General features: G+C 67.9%; 23 protein-coding genes. 10 read left to right on the top strand and 13 right to left on the bottom strand.

The window, feature by feature from the left end:
- Positions 1-109 precede the first annotated feature (109 nt).
- From rho to ABEG18_RS24155, 6 genes are all read left to right on the top strand, one after another.
- A complete protein-coding gene (gene rho / locus ABEG18_RS24180; RefSeq protein WP_406855588.1) occupies positions 110-1,375 on the top strand; it encodes a transcription termination factor Rho in 1,266 nt (421 codons plus the stop codon).
- Between the two features lie 51 nt (positions 1,376-1,426).
- Positions 1,427-2,764, top strand: coding sequence for a tRNA uridine-5-carboxymethylaminomethyl(34) synthesis GTPase MnmE (gene mnmE / locus ABEG18_RS24175; protein WP_406855587.1), 1,338 nt, complete (start codon positions 1,427-1,429; stop codon positions 2,762-2,764).
- Positions 2,765-2,841: 77 nt separating this feature from the next.
- A complete protein-coding gene (mnmG, locus tag ABEG18_RS24170; RefSeq protein WP_406855586.1) occupies positions 2,842-4,725 on the top strand; it encodes a tRNA uridine-5-carboxymethylaminomethyl(34) synthesis enzyme MnmG in 1,884 nt (627 codons plus the stop codon).
- Positions 4,718-5,359: a 16S rRNA (guanine(527)-N(7))-methyltransferase RsmG gene (rsmG, locus tag ABEG18_RS24165; RefSeq protein WP_406855585.1), complete on the top strand. Its 642-nt coding sequence runs from the start codon at positions 4,718-4,720 to the stop codon at positions 5,357-5,359. The genes mnmG and rsmG overlap by 8 nt, the downstream gene beginning before the upstream one ends.
- Before the next feature lie 14 nt (positions 5,360-5,373).
- Positions 5,374-6,216, top strand: a complete 843-nt coding sequence (locus tag ABEG18_RS24160) for a ParA family protein (RefSeq protein WP_406855584.1) — start codon at positions 5,374-5,376, stop codon at positions 6,214-6,216.
- Positions 6,217-6,250: 34 nt separating this feature from the next.
- On the top strand, positions 6,251-7,123 hold the full coding sequence (locus ABEG18_RS24155; protein WP_406855583.1) for a ParB/RepB/Spo0J family partition protein: 873 nt from the start codon (positions 6,251-6,253) through the stop codon (positions 7,121-7,123).
- Between the two features lie 9 nt (positions 7,124-7,132).
- Here the strand turns inward: ABEG18_RS24155 and holA are convergent, their stop codons facing one another.
- The 3 genes from holA to leuS are packed head-to-tail and all read right to left on the bottom strand — an operon-like array spanning position 7,133 to position 11,304.
- Positions 7,133-8,155, bottom strand: a complete 1,023-nt coding sequence (gene holA, locus ABEG18_RS24150) for a DNA polymerase III subunit delta (protein WP_406855582.1) — start codon at positions 8,153-8,155, stop codon at positions 7,133-7,135.
- Between the two features lies 1 nt (position 8,156).
- Positions 8,157-8,687 (bottom strand): LPS assembly lipoprotein LptE, encoded by a 531-nt coding sequence (gene lptE / locus ABEG18_RS24145; protein ID WP_406855581.1) that lies wholly within the window; start codon positions 8,685-8,687, stop codon positions 8,157-8,159.
- Complete coding sequence (gene leuS / locus ABEG18_RS24140; protein WP_406855580.1) at positions 8,674-11,304, bottom strand: leucine--tRNA ligase; 2,631 nt, start codon at positions 11,302-11,304, stop codon at positions 8,674-8,676. The genes lptE and leuS overlap by 14 nt, the downstream gene beginning before the upstream one ends.
- 182 nt (positions 11,305-11,486) lie before the next feature.
- On the opposite strand from leuS, the gene ABEG18_RS24135 reads away from it, so the two are divergent.
- The gene (locus ABEG18_RS24135) at positions 11,487-12,158 is read left to right on the top strand and encodes a YggS family pyridoxal phosphate-dependent enzyme (protein ID WP_406855579.1); all 672 of its coding nucleotides are present in this window, start codon (positions 11,487-11,489) and stop codon (positions 12,156-12,158) included.
- 17 nt (positions 12,159-12,175) lie between these two features.
- Here the strand turns inward: ABEG18_RS24135 and ABEG18_RS24130 are convergent, their stop codons facing one another.
- Positions 12,176-12,856 (bottom strand): HAD family hydrolase, encoded by a 681-nt coding sequence (locus tag ABEG18_RS24130; protein WP_406855578.1) that lies wholly within the window; start codon positions 12,854-12,856, stop codon positions 12,176-12,178.
- 12 nt (positions 12,857-12,868) lie between these two features.
- On the bottom strand, positions 12,869-13,387 hold the full coding sequence (locus tag ABEG18_RS24125) for a L,D-transpeptidase (protein WP_406858699.1): 519 nt from the start codon (positions 13,385-13,387) through the stop codon (positions 12,869-12,871).
- 153 nt (positions 13,388-13,540) lie between these two features.
- On the opposite strand from ABEG18_RS24125, the gene ABEG18_RS24120 reads away from it, so the two are divergent.
- Together ABEG18_RS24120 and ABEG18_RS24115 are read left to right on the top strand one after the other, a co-directional pair.
- The gene (locus ABEG18_RS24120; RefSeq protein ID WP_406855577.1) at positions 13,541-14,227 is read left to right on the top strand and encodes a response regulator transcription factor; all 687 of its coding nucleotides are present in this window, start codon (positions 13,541-13,543) and stop codon (positions 14,225-14,227) included.
- Between the two features lie 40 nt (positions 14,228-14,267).
- Positions 14,268-14,732, top strand: a complete 465-nt coding sequence (locus ABEG18_RS24115; protein ID WP_406855576.1) for a cyclic nucleotide-binding domain-containing protein — start codon at positions 14,268-14,270, stop codon at positions 14,730-14,732.
- 1 nt (position 14,733) lies between these two features.
- Here the strand turns inward: ABEG18_RS24115 and xth are convergent, their stop codons facing one another.
- The 6 genes from xth to tesB form a co-directional block, all read right to left on the bottom strand.
- Positions 14,734-15,546, bottom strand: a complete 813-nt coding sequence (gene xth, locus ABEG18_RS24110) for an exodeoxyribonuclease III (protein WP_406855575.1) — start codon at positions 15,544-15,546, stop codon at positions 14,734-14,736.
- Between the two features lie 91 nt (positions 15,547-15,637).
- Positions 15,638-16,477 (bottom strand): LolA family protein, encoded by an 840-nt coding sequence (locus tag ABEG18_RS24105; protein ID WP_406855574.1) that lies wholly within the window; start codon positions 16,475-16,477, stop codon positions 15,638-15,640.
- Between the two features lie 64 nt (positions 16,478-16,541).
- Complete coding sequence (locus ABEG18_RS24100; RefSeq protein ID WP_406855573.1) at positions 16,542-19,211, bottom strand: DNA translocase FtsK; 2,670 nt, start codon at positions 19,209-19,211, stop codon at positions 16,542-16,544.
- Between the two features lie 215 nt (positions 19,212-19,426).
- Complete coding sequence (locus tag ABEG18_RS24095) at positions 19,427-20,899, bottom strand: ammonium transporter (protein WP_406855572.1); 1,473 nt, start codon at positions 20,897-20,899, stop codon at positions 19,427-19,429.
- Between the two features lie 25 nt (positions 20,900-20,924).
- Positions 20,925-21,263: a P-II family nitrogen regulator gene (locus tag ABEG18_RS24090; RefSeq protein ID WP_406855571.1), complete on the bottom strand. Its 339-nt coding sequence runs from the start codon at positions 21,261-21,263 to the stop codon at positions 20,925-20,927.
- Between the two features lie 238 nt (positions 21,264-21,501).
- Complete coding sequence (gene tesB / locus ABEG18_RS24085) at positions 21,502-22,362, bottom strand: acyl-CoA thioesterase II (RefSeq protein WP_406855570.1); 861 nt, start codon at positions 22,360-22,362, stop codon at positions 21,502-21,504.
- 156 nt (positions 22,363-22,518) lie between these two features.
- Here tesB and ABEG18_RS24080 point away from each other — a divergent pair, with 156 nt between their 5' ends.
- Positions 22,519-23,778 (top strand): FAD-dependent monooxygenase, encoded by a 1,260-nt coding sequence (locus ABEG18_RS24080; RefSeq protein WP_406855569.1) that lies wholly within the window; start codon positions 22,519-22,521, stop codon positions 23,776-23,778.
- Positions 23,779-23,846: 68 nt separating this feature from the next.
- Here the strand turns inward: ABEG18_RS24080 and ABEG18_RS24075 are convergent, their stop codons facing one another.
- Together ABEG18_RS24075 and ABEG18_RS24070 are read right to left on the bottom strand one after the other, a co-directional pair.
- Positions 23,847-24,062 carry a Trm112 family protein gene (locus ABEG18_RS24075; protein WP_406855568.1) on the bottom strand — a complete coding sequence of 72 codons (216 nt, stop codon included), beginning with the start codon at positions 24,060-24,062 and terminating at the stop codon, positions 23,847-23,849.
- A 12-nt stretch (positions 24,063-24,074) separates the two neighbouring features.
- The gene (locus tag ABEG18_RS24070) at positions 24,075-24,746 is read right to left on the bottom strand and encodes an LON peptidase substrate-binding domain-containing protein (RefSeq protein WP_406855567.1); all 672 of its coding nucleotides are present in this window, start codon (positions 24,744-24,746) and stop codon (positions 24,075-24,077) included.
- Positions 24,747-24,826: the final 80 nt, after the last annotated feature.

Here is a 24,826-nt window from a genome sequence, read left to right as displayed (position 1 = left end):
CGCCACAGCCGGCGTCACGACAGGAACCGACAGGATCGGTCCCACGTTTTTCTCACCCACCTATCGCAGACGCCCGGCTTAGACGGGCCGCGACTCCCAGGACATATCCATGCGGGAAATCAAGCTCCAGGACCTCAAGGCGAAGTCCCCGACGGAGATGCTCGCCTTTGCGGAGGAACTGCAGGTCGAGAACGCCGGCACCATGCGCAAGCAGGAGCTGATGTTCGCGATTCTCAAGCAGCTCGCCTCCAACGAGGTGGAGATCATCGGCGAGGGCGTCGTCGAAGTGCTGCCTGACGGCTTCGGCTTCCTGCGATCGCCGGATTCCAACTACCTGGCCGGTCCAGACGACATCTATGTTTCGCCGTCGCAGATCCGGCGCTTCGGCCTGCGGACCGGCGACACGGTCGAAGGCCAGATCCGCAGCCCCAAGGAGGGCGAGCGCTATTTCGCCCTGCTCAAGGTCAACACGATCAATTTCGAAGACCCGGACAAGGCGCGCCATAAGGTCAATTTTGACAATCTGACGCCGCTTTACCCGAACGAGCGCCTGAAGCTCGAGATCGAGGACCCGACCCGCAAGGATTTCTCCGCCCGGGTCATCGACATCGTGTCCCCGATCGGAAAGGGCCAGCGCGGCCTCATCGTGGCGCCGCCGCGCACCGGCAAGACGGTGCTGCTGCAGAACGTGGCGCAGTCCATCACGACGAACCATCCCGAGTGCTACCTGATCGTCCTGCTTATCGACGAGCGGCCCGAGGAGGTGACCGACATGCAGCGCTCCGTGCGCGGCGAAGTGGTGTCGTCGACCTTCGACGAGCCGGCTTCCCGGCATGTGCAGGTCGCCGAAATGGTCATCGAAAAGGCCAAGCGCCTGGTTGAGCACGGCCGCGATGTCGTGATCCTGCTGGACTCGATCACGCGCCTCGGGCGCGCCTACAACACCGTGGTGCCGTCCTCCGGCAAGGTGCTGACCGGCGGCGTGGACGCCAACGCCCTGCAGCGCCCGAAGCGCTTCTTCGGCGCGGCCCGCAACATCGAGGAAGGCGGATCGCTGACTATCATCGCGACCGCGCTGATCGATACGGGCAGCCGCATGGACGAGGTGATCTTCGAGGAGTTCAAGGGCACGGGCAATTCCGAAATCATCCTGGATCGCAAGGTGTCGGACAAGCGCGTCTTCCCGTCGCTCGACATCACCCGCTCGGGCACCCGCAAGGAAGAGCTGCTGGTCCCGGCCGACGTCCTCAAGAAGATGTATGTCCTGCGCCGAATCCTGAACCCGATGGGCACCGTCGACGCGATCGAGTTCCTCCTCGACAAGCTGCGCCAGACGAAGACCAATGGCGACTTCTTCGATTCGATGAACACCTGAGGACGGACGTCGGATCGATTCGGATCCGGTTCCATCCGAGGACGACGCCGCATGGGCGGACAGATCCTCTCTTCCGACACGATCTACGCCCTGGCCACTGCGCCGGGGCGCGCCGCCCTCGCGGTGATCCGCATCAGCGGTCCCCTTTCGGGGCGCGTGCTGATGACGCTCGCCGGCGGCTTGCCCCCGGCTAGAAGGGCGACTGTCCGCACCTTGCGGGACGGTGCGGGCGTGGCGCTCGACGAGGCGCTCGTCCTCTTTTTTAAGGGTCCGGCCAGCTTCACGGGCGAAGACGTGGCGGAATTGCACCTGCATGGCGGACGGGCGGTGACATCCGCAGTCTTGCACGCGCTCTCGCTCATGGAGGGCGTCCGCCCCGCGCAACCGGGCGAGTTCACCCGTCGGGCGCTTCATAACGGGAAGATGGACCTGACACAGGCCGAGGGATTGGCCGATCTGATCGATTCGGAGACGGATGCCCAGCGCGCGCAGGCCATCCGGCAATACGGGGGTGGACTCAGCGCGGCGGTCCAGGAGTGGCGCTCTAAGCTCCTGACGGCGCAGGCGATCATCGCGGCCGACCTGGACTTCTCGGACGAGCATGATGTGGGCGACGACGTTCCGATCGGTGAGTTGCTGCGTCTCTTGGACCGGGTCCGAGCGGCCCTCCTCGCCCAGATCGCCGATCGCCGCGCCGAGCGGGTGCGGGACGGCGTCACCGTCGTGGTGACTGGGCCGCCCAATGTCGGCAAATCGTCGCTGTTGAACTGGTTCTCCGGGCGGGACGCCGCCATCGTCACCGACGTTCCGGGCACCACGCGCGACCTGATCGAAGTGGACGTGGACCTCGATGGAGTCTTGTTCCGGTTCGTGGACACGGCGGGCATCCGCGAGACCGCCGACCCGGTGGAATCGATCGGGATCGACAAGGCGCTGCGACGGGCAGCCGAGGCGGATGTTGTGCTCCGGCTGAGCGACCGAGATGAACAGCCCGGCGTGTCTGTTCCGCACGCGCTGCCCGACGTGATCCAAAAGACAGTTCGAACCAAGATCGATTCATATCCGGAACAAACACCATGGGCGGATTTCGCCATTTCGGTCGTGACCGGCGCCGGCCTCACCAATCTTAGGGGCGCACTGGTGGAGATCGCCTCTCCTCTGGCAGGGAGAGATCCGTCGCTTGTCACGCGTGCGCGGCACCGGGCGGCCATGACGGAAGCGGTCTCTCACTTAGACCGGGCTTGCACGCTGTTGCAGGCTGCCGGTGGTCTGGAGCTTGTCGCAGAAGAGCTTCGCCTGGCAGCGGGATCGTTGGCAGAGCTGACCGGAGCCATGAATTCAGAGGCCATCCTGGATCAGGTGTTCTCGTCATTCTGCATCGGAAAATAGTTTCACGTGAAACATCGATTCGACTCCGAACCAAGCTCCCGCTGGCGCATAGAGCCGGAATTCGGTATGAGGCGGCCATGAATGCTCTTTCCTTTGATGTGGTCGTGGTCGGTGGCGGCCACGCCGGCGTCGAAGCGGCAACCGCCGCGGCGCGGACCGGCGCCAAGACGGCGCTGGTGACGCATCGCTTCGCCACGGTCGGCGAAATGTCGTGCAATCCGGCGATCGGCGGTCTCGGGAAGGGCCACCTCGTCCGAGAGATCGACGCTCTCGACGGCGTCATGGCGCGGGCCGCAGACGCCGGAGGGATCCAGTTCCGTGTCTTGAACCGCCGAAAAGGCCCGGCTGTTCGGGGACCTCGGGCCCAGGCTGACCGCAAACTCTACCGCAACGCCGTCCAGGACATGGTGCGGCAGACTCATGGTCTCGACGTCATCGAGGGCGAGGCGAGCAGCCTTCACTTCACGAACCAGGCGCTGCGGGGACTGACCCTGGCGGACGGGCGCGTCGTCACATGCGGCGCGGTGGTGCTCACCACCGGGACGTTCCTGAACGGCCTCATCCACATTGGCGCCACGACTCGTCCGGCCGGGCGGATGGGGGAGCAGCCGTCGATCCAGCTTAGCCGCTCCCTCCAGGCGCTGAACCTTCCGCTCGGGCGGCTCAAGACCGGCACCCCCGCCCGACTGGACGGCCGCACGATCGACTGGTCCGGCCTGGAGCATCAGGACGGCGACAACCCGCCCGAGCCCTTTTCGTCCCTGACATCGGCCATCACCCGGGAGCAGGTGCGGTGCGGGATCACCTACACCAATGACCGCACCCACGAGGTGATCCGGTCCAACCTGGACCGGGCGCCCGTTTTCACTGGCGCGATCCAAGGAAGAGGTCCGCGCTACTGTCCGTCCATTGAGGACAAAGTCGTTCGATTCGCCGACAGAACGATGCACCAGATCTTCCTGGAACCGGAGGGTCTGGATGATGACACCGTCTACCCTAACGGAATTTCGACGTCGCTTCCCGAAGACGTCCAGGCGGCGCTGATCGCCACCATCTCCGGCCTGGAGAAGGCCAGGATCCTCAGGCCCGGTTATGCGATCGAGTATGACTATGTCGATCCGACGGCGCTTTGGCCGACGCTCGAGGTCAAGGCTGCCTCAGGGCTGTATTTGGCCGGGCAGATCAACGGGACGACGGGGTACGAGGAAGCGGCCGCGCAGGGCGTCGTGGCGGGACTGAACGCCGCGCGGCGAGCCGGGGGGCAGGACGGCGTCGTCATTGACCGTACGCAGGCCTATATGGGCGTCCTCATCGACGACCTCGTGACCAAGGGGGTCAGCGAACCCTACCGCATGTTCACGTCGAGAGCGGAGTACCGTCTCTCGCTGCGGTGCGACAACGCGGAGGATCGGCTGCATGCGCTGGGCGTCGAGGCTGGATTGGTCGGTCCCGAACGTCGCCGACGTTTTGCGGCCAAGCAGGCAGACCTCCAGCGGGGCAGGGCCTTGCTCGATGGGTTGACCGTGACGTCGGCGCAGGGCGCCCGCATGGGTCTGCGGCTGAACCAGGACGGATCAACCCGATCGGCCTACGAGCTGCTCTCCTACCCGGACATCTCCTTCGAACGGCTTTGCGCCATCTGGCCGGAGCTTCACACGATCGCTGGTCCTGTCGCAGAGCGGCTCGCCGTCGATGCGACCTACTCGGTTTATCTCGACCGCCAGGACAAAGACATCGCAAGCTTCCGGCGGGAGGAGGCGATGGCTTTGCCCGCCGACCTCACTTATGAGGGGCTCCCGGGCCTCTCGTCCGAGTTGAAGATGCGTCTCCAGACGGTCCGGCCCGCCAGCCTCGGTCAGGCCGGCCGGTTGGAAGGAATGACGCCGGCGGCGCTGGCGATCGTCGCCGCTCATGCCCGCCGGTCCGGTCGATTCGCAGCAGAAACGACGCGATATGCTTGACCGTGCGGCGGTGCTGGCCGAACTCCGTGTTTCACGTGAAACCGAGGCTCTGCTCGACGGCCTGGTCGCGTCCCTCATCAGATGGCAGACCGCGAAGAACCTTGTCGGGCCCCGAACGCTCGACGAAGTCTGGACGCGGCACATTCTCGATTCTGCGCAGCTAACTGAACATATCCCGCCCGAGAGCCGCGTTGTGGATCTCGGATCGGGCGCGGGCTTTCCCGGTCTCGTGTTCGCTATTCTGCGGAAGGGCGTGGCAGGCTCCCATGTCAGCATGGTCGAGAGCAACGGCCGGAAATGCGCGTTCCTGCGGGAGATGATCAGGACGCTCGGACTGCAGGCGTCAGTGTCGAACGCGCGTATCGAGTCCGTCCTTCCCGAGATGGTCGGAAAGGTCGATGTTGTGACCGCTCGGGCGCTTGCAAGCCTGACCGGATTGTTCGAATTGACGAATGAGCTGTTGAAAGGGCCTGTCACGGGGGTGTTCCCCAAGGGTCAAGATGTAGCGGATGAATTGACCGAGGCCGCTAAATACTGGACATTCGACGCGTCGACAGTGGCGAGCCGCACAGATTCGAAGGCCAGAATCGTGCTTGTTCGGGAGGTTCGCCGGAAGTCGCTGACTGCGTCCTGAAGATTAGGCGGATCATGACGACCGACACTATCCGGCTTAGCCGCTCGGGCGCTCGCCCCAGAGTCCTGGCGCTCGCCAATCAAAAAGGCGGCGTGGGCAAAACGACGACGGCCATCAATCTCGGCACGGCCCTGGCAGCCATTGGCGAGCGGGTGCTGATCGTCGATCTCGATCCGCAGGGCAACGCTTCCACGGGTCTCGGCATCGACCGCAAGAGCCGTCGGCTGTCGACCTATAATGTCCTCGTCGGCGAGGCGACGCTGCGCCAGGCCGTGCTCGAAACGGCCGTGCCGCGGCTCTGCGTGGCGCCGTCCACCCTGGACCTTCTCGGCGTGGAGCTGGAGATCTCCGGCGAGAAGGACCGGGCGCACCGCCTTCGCGGCGCCGTCGCGGCGCTTCACGCTCAACAGCTGGCCGATGGCGAAGAGGGCTTCACCTATGTGCTGGTGGATTGCCCGCCGTCATTGAACCTGCTCACCATCAACGCCATGGTGGCGGCTGGCGCGGTGCTGGTGCCCCTTCAATGCGAGTTCTTCGCGCTCGAGGGACTGAGCCAGCTACTCAAGACCGTCGAGCAGGTCCGGGCGGCGCTGAATCCAAGCCTCTCGATCCACGGCGTCGTGCTGACGATGTTTGATCCCCGAAACAATCTGTCGAACCAGGTCGTTCAGGACGTCAGGCAGTTCATGGGCGACAAGGTCTATGACACGGTCATCCCGCGCAACGTCCGGGTTTCCGAGGCGCCGTCCTACGGGAAGCCTGTGCTGCTGTACGACCTGAAATGCACGGGGTCGCAGGCTTATCTGAAGCTCGCGTCGGAAATCATCCAACGGGAACGGGCGCTTCAGGCCGCCTGACTCGTTTCGGTCATGAACTTATGGGAGCCGCATGATGGCTGAGGAAGCGCGTTCGCGCCTGGGTCGCGGCTTGGCCGCCCTGATCGGCGACGTCGGAGACGAGGTCGCGGCGGTCGACCGCGCGCGCGGTCAGCGCCGTGTGCCAGTCGAGTTCCTGAGGCCAAACCCCCGCAACCCCCGCAAACAGTTCGACGAGGCCGACCTCGACGACCTCGCGGCGTCGATCCGCGAGAAGGGCGTCATCCAGCCGATCCTGGTCCGCACCCTGCCGGGCCTCGTCGATGTCTACGAGATCATCGCCGGCGAGCGGCGCTGGCGCGCCTCGCAGCGGGCGGGCCTGCACGACGTGCCGATCCTGCTGGTCGAGGCGACCGATCGCGAAGCGCTGGAGCTCGCCATCGTCGAAAACGTCCAGCGCGCGGACCTTAACGTGCTCGAGGAGGCGCTGGGCTACGACCAGCTCGTCGCGGAGTTCGACTACTCCCAGCAGGACCTCGCCCGCATCATCGGTAAAAGCCGCAGCCATGTCGCCAACACCCTCCGGCTCCTGAAGCTGCCGGAACCCGTCAAGGCGATGGTGTCCAAGGGCGAGCTGACGGCCGGCCACGCGCGCGCACTGCTCACAATGCCGGACCCCGAGGCGGCCGCGAAACGTATCGTTGAGAAGGGCCTCAACGTTCGCGATGTCGAGAAGATGTCGCAGGAGGCCCACGCTGAGCCGGACGAGACCAAGGGCAAGCGCGCCCGGTCCGAAAAGGACCCCGACACCCGCGCGTTGGAGAAGGCCCTCGAAGATGTGCTCGGCATGGTGGTCACGATCCAGCACGGCGCCCGGGGCGGAGACGTGAGGATCAAATACAAGACGCTGGACCAGCTCGACGCGCTTTGCCGTCGCCTGCGCCACTGAGGGCTGGGGTCAGGCTCTCGCGGCGCGCGTCGCGATCGTCAGGAAGGCGCGTGAGGCCAGCACCTCGCCGAGGCCGCCGTTTCGCCGCGCCTGCGCCTGAGCGTCTCGAAGCGTCGCGATCACGCTCTCCAGCGTTCCCGCTCGCCATTTCGCGAGCTGGCGGTTGAAGGCGTCCTTGCGCTTGAAGAAGATGCGCGCCGCGTCGGCGGCCCGGTCGGGAGAGGCGCCAAGGTCGATCGCCACGCGCGTCTTGTGCAGCGTCATCGCATGCCGCAAGGCCGCCCCGATCACCACGCTGGCGTCGTCGCCCTCCTGGAACAGCCGCGTCAGGGCCCGGTCCATCGTGTCCGGCTCGCCCGAGAAGACGGCGTCCACAACGCTGTCCAGGACTGACCCGCCGATATCCGCCAGGACAGCCTCCACGTCGGCCGCGGTGACGATCTTGGATCCGTGCGAATAAGCGGCCAGCTTCTCCAGCTCCCGGCGGATCAGCAGCCGGTCGGGCGCGAGCATCTCACGCAGAAGCTGCTTGGCGTCGCGATCCGCGCTGAGGCCGAACTCGTTCAGCAGCATGTCGATGACGGCCGGCAAATCCCTGCCCTCATCGGCGTAGCAGGCCAGCGCCATCGCAGTGCGGGCGCCCTCGACGAGAGCACGAACTGGATTGCGGCCCTGAAGGTCCCCGGCCTCGACGACGATCCTCGCATCCGTGGGTGGATGGGCGATCAGGGGCGCCAGCGCCGGCGCAAGGTTGCGCGACCCCGCCCTGACCCAGATGGACCTTCGGCCGCCGAACAGGCCGATGGTGTTGGCCTCGTCGGCGATGCGCGACGGGTCGCTGCTGATATCATCCCCGTCGAAGCGGACCAGCTGGAAGGCGTCGTCCGGGTTTTCGACATAGCCCCTGGCCAGCGCGCGGGCGCGCTCGTGAACCAGGCCCGCATTGGGGCCATAGACCAGGATCACCGCATAGGCCGGATCGGGACGGCGCACGAAGGCGTCGACTTCGGCTCCGCCCTTGCGCGACGCCATGTCAGGTTCCGGTCGCGAGCTTCGCGGCGATGCGGGTGCGGAGCTGGTCCGCAAGGGTCTTGGCGATGCGGATCTCAGCGTCGCGGGCCGCCCGGACCGCCGCGAAGCGCTGCGGCGAACGATCGTAGGAGGCGGACGCGAAGGCCTTGGCGCGCATGATCTCGCGGCCGCCATTGATCTCGACCAGCGCGAAATCGACCGTCGCCATGATGGTGGCGGAGTCGGCCCGGCCCGTGGCCGTGTTGACGATCGCGGCCTGGACGTTCTCGCGGACGTTCATGGTCAGCCGGTAGCGGTGCGGGACCTGCTCGCCGGAGCCGTTCAGCTCGAAGCCGAGCTCCTCAACGAGATAGTGGCCGAGCCGGTCCTGGACCTGATCGACGACGATGGATTTCAGGCCGGCGTCGACCAATCCGCCGCCGATCTTGGCCTCGCCGTAGAGCGGCCGCAGGCAGCCGCCGAGCGGCAGCGCCAGCGCGCCTAGGACGAGGACCGAGCGGCAGGCGCGCAGGAGGCGATCAGGCGACGACATTGACGATCCTCTGGGGAACAACCACGACCTTGCGAACCGGCCGCCCTTCCAGGGCGCGCAGCACGGCGTCGAGGCGCAACACCGCGCCTTCGACCTCCGCCGGCGTCGCCGTGCGGGGCACCGTGACGTCGGCGCGCTTCTTGCCGTTGATCTGGACCGGGAGAGTGATCTCGTCCTCCACGACCAGGTCGCGGTCCGCCGTCGGCCAGGGCTGGTCGGCGACCATCCGGCTGTGGCCCAGAGCGGCCCAGCATTCTTCGGCCAGATGCGGCATCATCGGGGCGACGATCTGGATCAGGAACTGGCCCGCCTCGCGGAAGGCCCAGGCCAGGTCGGCCGGCCGCTCGGCGCTGTCGACCGCCCCGATGGCGGACGAGAGCGCGTTGGCGAGCTCATAGGCGTGCGCGACGCACCGATTGAATCGGAGCCGTTCCACATCCTCCTCGGTGCTGATCAGCGCCCGGTGAGCCGCCTTGCGGATCGCCATTGCCTCGTCCGAGAAAGCCGTCGGCATGGGAGCGTCGAGAGGAGCGGCCATGCGGGCGATCTCGCCCGTGAGGCGCCAAAGCCGCTGGACGAAACGGGCGGCGCCCTGGACGCCCTCCTCGGTCCAGATCACGTCGCGCTCGGGAGGCGAGTCCGACAACATGAACCAGCGCGCCGTGTCGGCCCCATAGGTCCCGATGATGTCGTCGGGGTCGACCGTGTTGCGCTTCGACTTCGACATCTTCTCGATGGAGCCGATCTCGACCGGTTCGCCGTTCGACAGGAGCGTCGCGCGGCGGCCGGCGCCCTCGGCCTCGATCCGGATCTCGGCGGGGCTCGCCCAGGCGCCGTCCTGCGTCCGGTAGGTCTCGTGCACGACCATGCCCTGCGTGAACAGGCCGGCGAAGGGCTCCTCGTGCCCCACATGGCCGGTCTGCTTCATGGCGCGGGTGAAGAACCGCGAGTAGAGCAGATGCAGGATCGCGTGCTCGATCCCGCCGATATACTGGTCCACCGGCAGCCAGCGGTCGACCACGGCGCGATCCGTCGGAGCCTGGTCGAGCCAGGGATCCGTGAACCTCGAATAGTACCAGGACGAGTCCACGAAGGTGTCCATCGTGTCCGTCTCGCGCCTGGCCGGCTTGCCGCATTGCGGGCAGTCGACGTGTCTCCAGGTCGGGTGGCGGTCCAGCGGGTTGCCCGGCTCGTCGAAGGAGACGTCGTCCGGCAGCTTGACCGGCAGGTCCGCAATCGGAACCGGCACGACGCCGCAATCCTCGCAGTGAATGACCGGGATCGGGCAGCCCCAGTAGCGCTGGCGGGAGACGCCCCAGTCGCGAAGTCTGAAATTGACTTTTCGGGACGCGACGGGCCGGTCACCCAGGGTGGCGCGCTCCAGCCTGCGGGCGACCTCCTCGCGGGCCTCGGCCGTGCTCATGCCGTCGAGGAACCTGGAGTTGATCATCCGCCCGTCGCCGTCATAGGCGACGTCGGTGATCACGAAGGACGCCGGATCGACGTCGGGAGGGCAGACGACCGGGGTGGCCCCCAGCCCGTAGCGGTTGACGAAGTCCAGGTCGCGCTGGTCATGCGCGGGGCAGCCGAAGATCGCGCCCGTGCCGTATTCCATCAGGATGAAGTTGGCGACGTAGACCGGCAGCTCCCAGGACGGATCGAAGGGATGGCGCGCCCTTACACCGGTGTCGAAGCCCTTCTTCTCGGCCTTGTCGATCGCTTCCTGGGCCGTGCCGGTGCGCTTGCAATCCTCGATGAACGCGGCCAGGTCGGGCGAGCCCTCGGCGCAGGCGCGCGCCAAGGGGTGATCGGGGGCGACGGCGAGGAACTTCGCGCCAAACAGCGTGTCAGGCCGGGTCGTATAAACCTCGACCTCGGCGTGTCCCGCCGGCGCGGTGGTCGAATCGAGCCCGAAACGCACCATCAGGCCCTCGGAGCGGCCGATCCAGTTCCGCTGCATCAGGCGGACCTTCTCGGGCCAGCGGTCCAGGCCCTCCAGGGCGTCGTGAAGCTCCTGCGCGAACTGGGTGATGCGGAAGAACCACTGAGTGAGTTCGCGCTGCTCGACCAGAGCGCCCGAGCGCCAGCCGCGGCCGTCGATGACCTGCTCGTTCGCCAGGACGGTGTGGTCCACCGGGTCCCAGTTCACCTTGGCGGTCTTCCGGTCTACGAGGCCGGCCGCCAGGAAATCCAGGAACATGCGCTGCTGGTGCTTGTAGTAGCTGGGGTCGCAGGTGGCGATCTCGCGATGCCAGTCGAGCGACAGGCCCATGGACTTCAGCTGCGAGCGCATCGCCGCGATGTTGGCGTAGGTCCAGGTCGCCGGATGGACCTTGTTGGCCATCGCGGCGTTCTCGGCCGGCATGCCGAAGGCGTCCCATCCCATCGGATGCAGGACGTTGAAGCCCCGCGCACGCTTGTAGCGGGCGACCACGTCGCCCATCGCGTAGTTGCGGACGTGACCCATATGGATCCGGCCCGACGGATAGGGGAACATCTCGAGGACATAGTAGTGGGGCCGCGGGTCGTCGTTACGGGTCCGGAACAGCTCCCGCTCTTCCCAGATACGCTGCCACTTGGGCTCGGCTTCGCGGGCGTTATATCGCTCGGACGTCATCGATGGTCTTGGGCCCCGGTTGTCGTCCGGCTCCGGACCAGATCGGGCTCCAGTCGGAAGATGCGGACAAAAGCATTGCGTCGCCCCGCTTGCACGGTGCGCCTCTGGCGGACTAGGACACGATTGCGGCTATCGGTCAACGGTTTGGCGGGCGCGCCCAGAACCCCGCGGGAGGCGACGAGATGGATCACCCCAACGCTGTGGACCAGCTGAAGCTCGTCAGGGCCGCCATCGATCGGGCGGCCGAGGAGGCGGGGCGCCGCCCGTCCGAGGTCACGCTCGTGGCCGTCTCCAAGACCTTCGACGCCGAAGAGATCCGGCCGGTGCTCCAGGCCGGCCAGCGCGTCTTCGGCGAAAACCGCGTCCAGGAAGCCCGGGCCAAATGGCCGGGGCTGCGCGAGGAGTTCGCCGGGATCGAGTTGCACCTGATCGGGCCGCTCCAGTCGAACAAGGCGCGCGAGGCGGTGCAGCTCTTCGACGTGATCGAGACCGTGGACCGGGCGAGCCTGGCGGCCGAACTCGGCAAGGAGATCGCCCGGCAGGGTCGCGCCCCCAGGCTGCTCGTCCAGATCAACACGGGCGAGGAGCCCCAGAAAGCCGGCGTCGCGCCGGGCGAGGCCGACGTCTTCCTGGCGGCCTGCCGCGAACAGTGGGGTCTGGCCGTCGAGGGGCTGATGTGCATCCCGCCGGCAGACGAGCCTCCCTCGCCGCATTTCGCGCTCCTGCGCGTCATCGCCGAGCGCAATGGATTGCAGACGCTCTCGATGGGCATGAGCGCGGACTTCGAGGCGGCCATCCAGGTGGGCGCCACGCATGTGCGGGTCGGAAGCGCCATCTTCGGCCATCGCGGCTGAGAGGATCCGGCGCGCGCTCAGGCGTCCAAGCGCAAGCCCGTCCGCTCGCGCACAAGGTCCAGGAGCCGGTCGTCGGCGAAGTTCGGGACGGCCAGCGTAGCCCCGGCGGCGATCAGTTCGCCCTCATCCAGCGACGTCGTAAGCCCGACCACCGCCAACCCGGCCGCCGCGGCCGCGGCTACGCCCGAGCGGGAGTCCTCGAAGGCGACAGAGCGCGCCGCGTCCGAGCCCAGCCGCGCAAGGCCCGTCAGGTAGGGCATGGGATGGGGCTTGGCCTGCTCCATCTCGTCGCCGATCACGATGACGTCGAAGCGTCGGGCGAGGCCGAGGGCCTCCAGCATCAGCCGCGCATTGGCGCGCGGGGCGTTGGTGACGATGCAGCAGGGAACCTGCGCCCGCTCGGCGGCCGCAAGCAGCCGCAGCAGGCCCGTCAAGGGCTCGAGCAGGCCGGCCATGGAACGGAAGCCCGCTTCCTTGGCGTCCGCGAGGCGCGTCCGCTCCGCCTCCGGCATGTCGGGGAAGATGTCGCGCATGATCGCCGCGTTCTGCCGGCCCATGACGTGGGCCTTGTAGAACGCCTCGTCCACCTGCCGGCCGAAGGGCTCCAGCATCTGGTTGAACGCCTTCATGTGGACCGGATCCGTATGGACCAGGGTGCCGTCGAGATCGAACAGGAGACCGGGTTGGGCGGAGGTCAAGGCGTCCTCGGGTCAGGAGATGACGAAGCGGGTTCGGCCGGACAGGCGGGGCAGCAGTCTGCGCAGATCGGCGATCCTGATCGCGACGCACCCCTCGGTGGGCCGGAAGCCGTCCCGCGCCACATGCAGGAAAATGGCGCTTCCCCGCCCGCGGACGGCCGGCTTCCGGTTCCAGTCGAGCTCGACGACGATGTCGTAAAGCGCGTCGGGACGTCGCATGGTTTCGCAGCCGGCTGGGTAAGGCAACGTGACCGCCCGATTGTAGTTGCGGTCACGCGTGTCGTCGCACCAGCCGTCCCGGGCTCGGATCGGGCGCAGCGGCAGCATGCAGCGAGGCCTTTGGCCGTGGTCGGCCCTGTAGAAGGCCTGCACCGGCCGCAGCGCGCCGGCCGGCGTGGCGCCGTCGCCCTCGCGCTTGCGGCGGGTGACGCCGCCCCGGCCCAGCGCGCATGGGATGGGGCGTCCGTCCGTTATCAACAGCCCTCTCCTGGGATCGCCCGGACGCCGCAAGACGCGGATGTGGCGCAGCATGCTCGGCCGTGTCACTCTCGATCCCCTAAGGGCGGCGCGCAGGCTGCGCGGCGGCGGCGGGTTGCGGCGCATGCCGCGGCTGCGCTACTTGAAGCATCTTTGCGCGATGGGCGCCAACCTGGCGTCTCACGGGCGCCCAACCAGCGGAACGCCATGTCGAACGTCCGCAGCATCCTGGTCGTCGACGACGACACCGAACTCGCCGCGGCGCTCGCCGAGCAGCTCGCCCTTCACGAGGAATTCGCACCCCGCACCGTCGACACCGCCGCCAAGGCGCTCGCCATGGTGAGGGACGACCGCGTGGACCTCGCCCTCATGGATGTGGGTCTGCCGGACATGGACGGACGCGAGGCCGTCAAGCTCATGCGCCGAAACGGCTTCCGGTCGCCCATCATCATGCTGACCGGCCACGATACGGAGTCCGACACCGTATTGGGGCTGGAGTCGGGCGCGAACGACTATGTGGCGAAGCCTTTTCGGTTCTCGGTCCTGCTGGCGCGCATCCGCGCCCATCTGCGCCAGCACGAGGCGAGCGAGGACGCCGTCTTCACCATCGGCCCCTATACGTTTCGGCCCAGCGCCAAGCTCCTCGTCGCGCAGAGCGGCTCGAAGCTGAAGCTCACCGAGAAGGAGACCGCGATCCTGCGCTTCCTGTACCGGGCCGACGGCAAGGTGGTGACGCGCGACGTGCTGTTGGCCGAAGTCTGGGGCTACAACTCGAACGTCACGACGCACACGCTGGAGACCCACATCTACAGGCTGCGGCAGAAGATCGAGCGCGATCCCTCCAACGCGCAGATCCTGGTCACCGAAGCCGGCGGCTACAAGCTTCTGCCGTGATCGTCGCTCCGTCGCCCCTTCGCCCAATCCGGACCGTTCCTTGGCCCTGAAACGCGACATCGCCGTGCTGCACGGCCTGCCTTTGTTCGGCCTTCTGGAGGACGAGGCGCTGCGGCTCATCGCCTTCGCGGCGGAGGCGCGCGTCTACGCGCCCGGGGACATCCTGTTCCGGGCCGGAGAGCCGGCGGACGGCGGCTATGTGGTGACGAGCGGCCGGATCGCGCTCGACGCCGGCGACGGACGCGAGGCCGTCGTGGTCGGGCCGGGCACGCTTCTGGGCGAACTGGCGCTGATCGTCGAGACGGAGCGCCCCGCCACCGCCATCGTGCGCGAAAGCGCCAGCGTGCTGCGCGTGACCCGCAACGTGTTCCGGCGCGTCATGGAGGAGTTTCCGGGCTCCGCCGCACGGCTGCACGATGCGATCGTCGAGCGGTCGCAGCAGACGGCCCACCGGCTGGAGGGGATCCGGCGCCGGTTCGCCGCCATCGACGGCGGCCGGGCCTGACTTAGAACTCCAGGTCGATCATCACCGGGACGTGGTCCGACGGACGCTCCCAGCTGCGGGCCTCGCGCAGGATCGCGCTGCTCTTGAGGGAGCCGGTGAGCCCCTTGGACACCCACATGTGGTCGAGCCGGCGGCCACGGTTGGAGAGCTCCCACTCCTTGGCGCGGTAGCTCCACCAGGTGTAGACGCGCTCAGGCTCGGGCGTGAGCGTGCGGATCGCGTCCACCCAGTCGCCGCAGTCCTGCACGCCGAGAAGCTTCTCGCACTCGACCGCCGTGTGGGAGACGACGTCGCGCATCTGCTTGTGGCTCCAGACGTCGTTCTCCAGCGGGGCGACGTTGAGGTCGCCCACCACGATGGCGCGGTCGGCGCCGGGGCGGTCCTGGCGGCACCAGTCGCGCATCTCATCGAGAAACGAGAGCTTATGGGCGAATTTCTCGTTCACCTCGGGGTCGGGGATGTCGCCGCCGGCGGGAACGTAGAAGTTGTGGATCGTGACGCCGCTCGCATCCTTGGCATCCTTCACGGTCACGGCGATATGGCGCGCGTCGTTCTTGCCGCAGAAGACCTTGGAGCCCCGCTCCTCGAAGGGGAGGCGCGAGACGATGGCCACCCCGTGGTAGCCCTTCTGGCCGTGGATCGCGATGTGGTTGTAGCCGAGCTTCCGAAACTCGCCGAGGGGGAAGCGATCGTCGGGACACTTGGTCTCCTGCAGGCACAGCACGTCAGGAGCGTGATCCTGCAGGAACTGCGTCACGAGACCCGAGCGCAGGCGGACGGAGTTGATGTTCCAGGTGGCGACTTTCAGTCCCAAGGCGTGTTCCCTCGATGGCGGCCGGCGCGTGGAGGCGTACCGGTTCGTCGAAGGACCTGCAAGCGGCTGCGCGCCGCAGGACGTCGTCCGCCTAGTTCAGGATGCGGGTGAAATTGATGTTGAAGAGCCGCTGGTCGAGCTTGGCCTGAAGGTCGACATTGCGCAGCGAGACGTTGGTCTCGTAGCCCTGCGGGTCGACCACGAGCCACTGCTTCAGCGCATAGGTGCGCGGGTCGAAGAACAGCGTGACGCGCGAGGTGCCGCCGAAGGTGGACTTGTCCTCCAGCGAGACGCTGACCAGGTCGGGCGACGCGTCGGCGCTCACGAGCTTGGTGTCGCGGGCGAGGTCGACATGTTCTTTCAGCAGGAATTTCAAAGGCGTCTGGCCGATCGAGTAGACGTCCTGGGTGTTCAGCTTGCGGTCGCGGATGGCGACCGATGAGCCGTCGGCCACGATCTCGACCGGGTTGGACTTGTACTCGAAGCGCATCTTTCCAGGCTTCTGGACGAAGAGGTTGCCCTCCAGCCTGCGCCCGTTCTGGCCGACCTGGACGAACTCCGCGCTGAGAGAGCTCATGGCGTTGAGGGACGCGTTGGCCCGCTCGACGATGGCGCGCGGCGATGTGTCGGCGGCGGCGGCCGGCTGGGCCTGCGCCCGGGCGGAGGGCAGCGTGATCGGTCCCGCGGCGGCGACCTTCGTCTCGGCGCCGGGCGCTGCGTCGGCCGACGCCAGCGAGGCGGGGCGTTGCGGGGGCAACGGAATGCGGCGCGCTGCGGCAGGCTTGGGCGCGGGCTTGGCGGCCGCAGGCGGCGCCGCGAGGGCCGGGGCTGCGTCGGGCTCGGCCTCAGGCGTCTGGCCGGACGCGACCGCGACGGAGAGCGCCAGAGCCGCGCCAGCGCAGAGCAGATGCCAAGATGCCGACTTCTTCATCCGTCCCGACTACCTTTGCGTTGTGGCCGTTTCGCGACGCCTGAGTCGCGGCCCGGCCGCGCGGTCAGTCGTCGTCGAACGGGGCGTCGCCCCGGCCGGCGGGCTGCTCGATCAGGATCTCGCGCTTGCCCGCGTGATTCGCTGATCCAACAATGCCTTCCTTTTCCATGCGTTCCATCAAGGACGCGGCGCGATTGTAGCCGATCTGCAGCCGGCGCTGGATATAGGACGTGGAGGCCTTCTTGTCGCGCAGCACCACTGCGACCGCCTGGTCGTAGAGGTCGCCCGTCGGCGCGCCGAAATCGCCCTTGTCGAACACGGCGCCGTCCTCGGCCTCTTCGCCGGTCGCCCCGGCCTCCTCCTCGTCCTGCGTGACGGCGTCGAGATATTGCGGCCTGCCCTGCGACTTCAGGTGGGCGACGACCTTCTCGACCTCGTCGTCCGACACGAAGGGGCCGTGCACGCGCGAGATGCGGCCGCCGCCGGCCATGTGGAGCATGTCGCCCTGGCCCAGCAGCTGTTCGGCCCCCATCTCGCCCAGGATCGTCCGGCTGTCGATCTTCGAGGTGACCTGGAAGGAGATGCGGGTCGGGAAGTTGGCCTTGATGGTGCCGGTGATGACGTCGACCGACGGACGTTGCGTGGCGAGCACCACATGGATGCCGGCCGCGCGGGCCATCTGGGCGAGGCGCTGGATGGTGCCTTCGATTTCCTTGCCGGCCACCATCATGAGGTCGGCCATCTCGTCGACGATCACCACGATGTAGGGCAGCGGCTCGAGATCCATGATCTCGTCCTCGTACACCGCCTCGCCGGTCTCGCGGTCGAAGCCGGTCTGGACCGTCCGGGTGATGATCTCGCCCTTGTGCTTGGCCTCCGAGACGCGCGCGTTGAAGCCGTCGATGTTGCGCACCGCGAGCTTCGACATCTTCTTGTAGCGCTCCTCCATCTCCCGGACCGCCCATTTGAGGGCGACGACCGCCTTCTTGGGATCCGTCACCACGGGGGTGAGGAGGTGAGGGATGCCGTCATAGACGGAGAGCTCGAGCATCTTGGGATCCACCATGATCAGGCGGCACTGCTCGGGCTGGAGCCTGTAGAGCAGCGACAGGATCATGGTGTTGATGGCCACCGACTTGCCCGAGCCGGTGGTGCCGGCCACGAGCAGATGCGGCATGCGGGCCAGCTCGGCGATCACCGGCTCGCCCCCAATGGTCTTGCCCAGGCACAAGGCGAGCTTGAACTTGGACTTCTCGAAATCCTCCGAGGCCAGCAGCTCGCGCAGGAAGACGGTCTCGCGCTTGTGGTTGGGCAGCTCGATGCCGATTGCGTTGCGGCCCGGGACGACGGCGACGCGGGCCGACACCGCGCTCATCGAGCGGGCGATGTCGTCGGCAAGGCCGATCACGCGCGAGGACTTGATGCCGGGGGCAGGCTCCAGCTCGTAGAGGGTGACGACGGGGCCGGGATGGACCTTGATGATCTCGCCGCGGACGCCGAAATCCTCCAGCACGCCTTCGAGGAGCCGCGCGTTCTGCTCCAGGGCCTCCAACGAGACCGCCGGAGCGGCGTTTTTCTTGGGTTCGGCCAGAAGGGCAAGCGGCGGCAGCTGGTAGCCGTCGCGGTCCAGCAGGGAGGGTTGCGCCTCCTTGGCGAGGCGCTTGCCGGGCCTGGGGGCAGGCGCCGGCGCGGCGACGCGCGGGGCCGCGACGCCGTCGATCACCGGGCCGCCATGCTCCTCGGCGAAGTCGTCGTCGTCGTCCTCGTCTCGAACGTCACGGCGGGGCGCAGGCGGCTCGTCCTTGAACCGGGCTTCGCGGGCGGGCGCGTCGCGCACCGCGCCTTCGCGCCCTGGCGGCTGGCGGGGGGCGGCCTGCCTGGCGAAGCCGGGCTCCACGCGCCCGGCCGGGCGCACCGGGACGTCATCCAGCTCGTCCGCCTCATGGGCCGGCATGGCCGCGCGCACGCGGGCCGCGAAGCTGGGGCGCTGCTGCCGCCGGCGCCAGGATCGCAGGATGGCGCCCTTGAGGCTGAGCAGGCCATGGATGACGGCGCCGACCGACACGATCGCGAGGCCGGGCTCGCTGCCGCGGTCCTCGTCGTCGAACTCCTCGGCGCGGGCTGCGCGGCCTTCCCGGGCCTCGGCTTCGGGCGAATCGTCGCGGTCGAAGCCCAGGCCGGCCGCCGCCGAGAGGGTCAGGATGGCGGCGACGCCTAGCGCCGCCATGAGGACCAGCTTCACCGGTCCGTGCCCGCTTCCGGGAAGATAGCGCAGCGCCGAAAGCAGCCAGTCGCCCATCACGCCGCCCAGGCCGGTCGGCAGGGGCCAACGCGCCGTGGTGGGCAGCGAGCTGGCGACCCCGGCGGCGGACAGCGAACCCGCCACCCAGAGCAATACCCGCATGCGGCCGCGGCGCAGGCGCTTGCCCGACAGCAGACGCACGCCGGCCAGCGCCGGGGGCGCCAGGACGGCGATGGCGGCAAGCCCCATGATCTGCATCAGAACGTCGGCCACGATCGCGCCGGGGCGGCCCAGAAGATTGCGGACAGGACCATTGATGGCGTGGTTGAGGCTCGGGTCCTGGACGGACCAGGAGACGAGCGCGATCGCGCACGCGCCGGCGGAGGCCAGGAACGCCAGCCCGGTCAGCTCGGCGGCCCGGCGCCACATGAACTCTCGCAGGGCTTCCGAGAGGTGGTCGAAATTCGAACCGCTCGCTCGTGTCGTCCGCATCAGCCGGGATCCGCGTGCACAGGGGGGACCCGCGCATCCGCGCAGGCCCGGTCATCCACCGTAGGAACGGCGCGGTTAAAGCCTGCTTAACCATCGACCGTCCGGACCGGCGCTTTCGGGGCGGCGGAGGGGCCAAGAAAAAGGGCGGCAGGTGAACCTGCCGCCCAGTTTGGGAGGAAATGGAGGGGGATCGCAGCGCCCCTCCGCGCCAGCTCTCAGTAGTTGTAGGCGCGCTCGCCATGCTCGGCGATGTCGAGGCCCTCGCGCTCCTTCTCCTGCGTGACGCGCAGGCCGACGATCACGTCCACGACCTTGTAGAGGATCGCGGAGCCGAGGCCCGACCACACCAGCGTCAGGGCCACGGCCTTCAGCTGGATCATGACCTGGGTGGCCATGACGTATTCGCCGGGAGCCGCTTCGCCGGGCTTCACGGCGTAGTCGACAAGGCCGACGCCGCCGAGATCCGGGGAGACCAGGATGCCGGTCGCGATCGCGCCCAGGATTCCGCCGACGCAGTGGACGCCGAAGACGTCCAGCGAGTCGTCGTAGCCGATGGCGTTCTTCACGGTGGAGCAGAAGAAGAAGCACACCGCGCCAGCCGCGAGGCCGAGCACGATCGACCCCATCGGGCCGGCGAAGCCGGACGCCGGGGTGATCGCCACGAGGCCGGCGACCGCGCCCGACACCATGCCGAGCAGGGAAGGCTTGCCCTTGGCGGCCCATTCGACGAACAGCCAGGAGACGGCCGCCGCGGCGGTGGCCACGAAGGTGTTGACGAAGGCGAGAGCGGTGGTGCCGTTCGCCTCGAGGTTGGAGCCGGCGTTGAAGCCGAACCAGCCGACCCACAGCAGGGAGGCGCCGATCATCGTCATGGTCAGCGAGTGAGGAGCCATCAGCTCCTTGCCGTAGCCGACGCGCTTGCCGATGAGGACGCAGCCGACGAGGCCCGCGATGCCGGCGTTGATGTGCACGACGGTGCCGCCGGCGAAGTCCAGCGCGCCCATCTTGAACAGGAAGCCCGCGTCCGCCTGGACCTCGGCGAGCTTGGCTTCGGCCGCCGCCTTGGCGATGGCGTCGGCGCCCGCGGCCGCCACGGCCTTGGCGGCGTCACCGATGGCGTCCGGGCCGCCCCAGTACCAGACCATGTGGGCGATCGGGAAATAGATGAACGTGACCCAGAGGACCACGAACAGGATCAAGGCCGAGAACTTGATGCGCTCGGCGAAGGCGCCGACGATCAGGGCGGGCGTGATGCAGGCGAAGGTCATCTGGAAGGCCATGTAGACCAGTTCGGGGATGACCACGCCGTTGGAGAAGGTCGCCGCGACGGCGTTGACGTCGACGCCCTTGAGGAACGCCTTCGAGAAGCCGCCCACATAATCGTTCAGGCCGCCGCCATTGGTGAAGGCCAGCGAGTAGCCGTAGAACACCCACAGCAGCGCCACGATCGACACGATGGCGAAGACCTGGGTCAGGACGGCCAGCATGTTCTTGCTGCGGACGAGGCCGCCGTAGAACAGCGCCAGTCCGGGGACCGACATCATCAGCACCAGCGCGGTGGCGACGAGCATCCAGGCGGTGTCGCCCTTGTTGGGAACGGGCGCATCGGCCGCAAACGCGGCGACGCTCGTCAGCGTGGCGAGCGACGCCCCAAATACGCTCGCCCTGACTGTGGTGGACAACTTCATCGGTAGAGACTCCTGTCCGAAAAAATCAGAGCGCGTCGGCGTCGCGTTCGCCGGTGCGAATGCGGACGGCTTGCTCGATGGGTGAAACGAAGATCTTGCCGTCGCCGATCTGGCCGGTCTTGGCCGCGGCCGAGATGGCGTCGATCACCTTGCTGACGAGATCGGACGCGATAGCGACCTCGATCTTCAGCTTCGGAAGGAAGCTGACGGCGTACTCGGCGCCGCGATAGATTTCGGTATGGCCCTTCTGACGGCCATAGCCTTTGACTTCGGTCACCGTGAGCCCGTGCACCCCGATGGCGGTCAGCGCGTCGCGAACCTCCTCGAGTTTGAACGGCTTGATAATGGCCATCACGATCTTCATGAGTGTCGGATCCCCGTTACGCCACCGGCGCGTGTAGACGCGCGGTTCGAGCCGCCTGACGCCAATCAAGCGGCGTGCCAGTTTCGGGGTATCGTCGACTCGGCCGTGCAGGAGAGTGATTCGCGCCTGTCGAAGAGGCGCCAGCCAGACGCGGCGTCGCCTGCCGCCGCCGCCGAGCCGAGGGGGGCGCCTAAAAATTACTCAGACGACGCTCGATTGGGCGCCGCGCTGGCGCCCCTCAAGGCCGGCGTTGTCTGATGAGGCCTTCCTGCGCGACGGAGGCGACCAGAACGCCTTCTCGGGTGTAGATGGAGCCGCGGGAAAATCCACGCGCGCTTCCGCTGGACGGGCTGTCCTGCGTGTAGAGCAGCCACTCGTCGGCCCGGAACGGCCGGTGGAACCACAGCGCATGATCGAGGCTGGCCGCCTGGATGTCGGGATCGAAGACGCTCTTTCCATGGGCCACGAGCGCCGAATCGAGCAGCGTCATGTCCGACGCGTAGGCGAGCACGCATTGGTGGATGATGGGATCGTCCGGCAGTCGGCCGGTGGCGCGGATCCACACGCTGAACACGGGGTCGCGCGGGCCGGGCGCCAGATAGCGCCCAAAATCGACAGGGCGAAGCTCGATGGGCCGCTCGCGCTCGAAGTAGCGGCGGACCGACTCCGGCATGTTCGGCATGACGCTGCGGCGCATTTCGGCGTCGTCGGGCAGGTCCTCGGGCGCCGGCGCGGCCGGCATCCCGATCTGGTGTTCCAGCCCGCCCTCGTCGACCTGGAAGGACGCCGAGAGCGTGAAGATGGCGTGCCCGTGCTGGATCGCCTTCACCCGCCGGGTGGTGAAGCTCTTTCCGTCGCGCACCCGCTCGACCTCGTACACGATCGGCGCGGCGGGGTCGCCCGGCAGGATGAAATAGCCGTGCAGGGAGTGCGGCCGGCGGCCCTCGACGGTGCGGCACGCGGCCACGAGCGCCTGCCCGATCACCTGGCCGCCGAAGACCCTCTGCCAGCCGACCTGCGGACTGCGCCCGCGGAACAGGTTCACCTCGAGGGGTTCGAGGTCGAGCGTGGCCAGGAGATCGGCGACGGCTTGGGTCATGGGGGGTCTCAGGGTCCAAGGTGGCTCGCTCCCTTATGGCATCGGGCCCCCGGGCTGCGCCAGACCCTGGAGCGGCCGGAGCGCGGCGTCCTCGGGCCGCATTGTACCAGCCCCGCCATGGGAGTAGAGAAGCGACGTCCCAGCCGCGAGGCCCGCATGCCCCAGACCCACGCCGTCCGTCCGTCCGGAGCCGGCCCCGGCCGCGCCGACATCGTGGTCGCAGGCGCGGGCGCGGTAGGCCTGACGCTTGCGTTGGCCTTGAAGAGCGCCTTGTCGGGCCGCCTCTCGGTGACCGTGTGCGACCCGACCCTGGCCGGTTCGCCGCGGGACGACGACCGCGCCTTCGCGGTGGCGGCGGGGCCGCGCCGCATGCTGCAGACCCTGGGGGTCTGGGACGGCGAACTGGCAGGCGGCTCGCAGCCGATCCGCTCCATGACGATCACCGACAGCCGCGTGTCCGATCCGGTCAGGCCCGTTTTCCTGGACTTCAGCGGCGAGGTCGGGCCGGACGAGCCTTTCGCCCACATGGTCGACCATGGGCTGCTGCTGCGCCGCCTCATGGCTCGGGCGCGGGAGCTGGGGGTCGAGCTGCGGCCGGACACGGTGGCGGCGGTCGATGCGGACGCCGACATCGCCGAGATCCGGTTGGCCGGTGGCGGCGCCCTGCGAGCCTCGCTGGCCGTCGCCTGCGATGGGGCGCGGTCGCCCCTGCGGGAGCAGGCCGGCGTCGGAGCGGTCTCCTGGCCTTACGGGCAGTCCGGCATCGTCGCCACGATCGGGCATGAGCGCGACCATGAGGGGCGGGCCGAGGAGCACTTTCTTCCGTCGGGTCCCTTCGCGATCCTGCCGCTCCCCGGCCGGCGCAGCTCCATCGTGTGGACCGAGGCTTCCGCCAGCGTTCCGGCGCTTCTCGGGCTCGACGACGAGGACATCCTGGGCGAGATCGAACGGCGGTTCGGCCTGCGGCTCGGCCTGCTGACGCTGGAGAAGCGCCCCGTCGCCTACCCGCTGGCCTTCATGGTGGCGCGGCGCTTCGCCGCTCGCAGGCTCGCCTTGGTCGGGGACGCCGCCCATGTGGTGCATCCCATCGCCGGGCAAGGCCTCAATCTCGGCCTGCGCGACGTCGCCGCCCTGGCCGAGGCGATCGTGGAGGCGGCCGGACTCGGGCTGGACCCGGGCTCCCCGACGGTGCTGGACGCGTATGAGCGCGAGCGCCGCTTCGACACCGTCCTGATGGGCGGGGCGATGGATGCCCTCAACCGATTGTTCTCGAACGACCTGCCGCCGGTCAGGGCCGTGCGGGATCTCGGACTGTCGATGGTGGACCGGATGCCGGGCCTGAAGCGCTTCTTCATCGGACGCGCCGCGGGCGTGGCGGCGGGATCGTCCCGGCTCCTGCGGGGCGAGGCTCTCTAGGTTTATGGGTTGTCGCAAGCTTCGTGCGAAAAGCCGGATTCCCACCTTTCCGCAGCGTGCTCCAGGACTCAGTCGTCGAGGCGGCGGGCCTCCTCGGGCAGCATGATCGGGATGCCATCGCGGATCGGGTAGGCCAGCTTGGCGGAGCGGCTGATCAACTCCTGGCGGGCCGCGTCATAGTCCAGGCCGCCGCGGGTGAGCGGGCAGACCAGGATCTCGAGCAGTTTCGGGTCAATCCTGGTCGCGACGGGTTGCCGTTCGTCGGCTGCGGGGCGGTCGGTCATGCTTCTCGTCCGTCATTGCAGGGGAGTTTCGGAGCCGTCCTGTCCGCGCGCCAGATCCATTTCGGTGATGGCGACCAGGATCTCGGCGCGGCTCTTGAGGTCCGGGGCTTCCAGCAGCGCCTGCTTCTCGCGCGTCTCGAAGGGGCTCATCATCGACAGCGCATTCACGAGCGCCTCGTTGGAGGCCTCCTTGATGCCCTTCCAGTCGATCGACAGGTCGTTGGCCTCCACGAAGGCCTTCAGGGTGCGGATAACCGATTCGCGGTCCACGTCCGCCTCCCCGGCCCGTGCCTCGTAATCGCTCGGGAAGGCGGCGAAATCGACCCGGCACTGCCGATAGGGCGTGGTGACCAGCAACTCCTCCAGCACGCGAAAACGCGCGATGCCTGTGAGCGTCACGAGATAACGTCCGTCGCCGGTTTCCGACAGCTGCGTGATCCGGCCCGCGCATCCGACCGCGTGCAGGCTCGGCGTCTTCGGCATGATCTCGGATTCGACGTCGGGCTGGATCATGCCGATCACCCGCGCGCTCTTGATGGCGTCGTCGATGAGCGCGACGTAACGCGGCTCGAAGATGTTGAGCGGCATCTCGCCGCGCGGCAGAAGCAGGGCGCCCGGAAGCGGGAAGATCGGGATCACCGATGGCAGGTCGGCCGCGTTGCGGTACGTCGCGTTCATGCTCATGCCCACCTCCGGCGGGAATCGCCAGATCCTGCGACAGCCGGTCCGCCGCGCCAAGCTCCCGATCCTCGACCCCAGATAGC

Origin of the sequence: Alsobacter sp. KACC 23698, from assembly GCF_045348435.1 — a bacterium.
Lineage (GTDB): Bacteria > Pseudomonadota > Alphaproteobacteria > Rhizobiales > Beijerinckiaceae > Alsobacter.
Note: the sequence above shows the minus strand (reverse complement) of the source record. Positions and strands in the feature narration are given on the sequence as shown.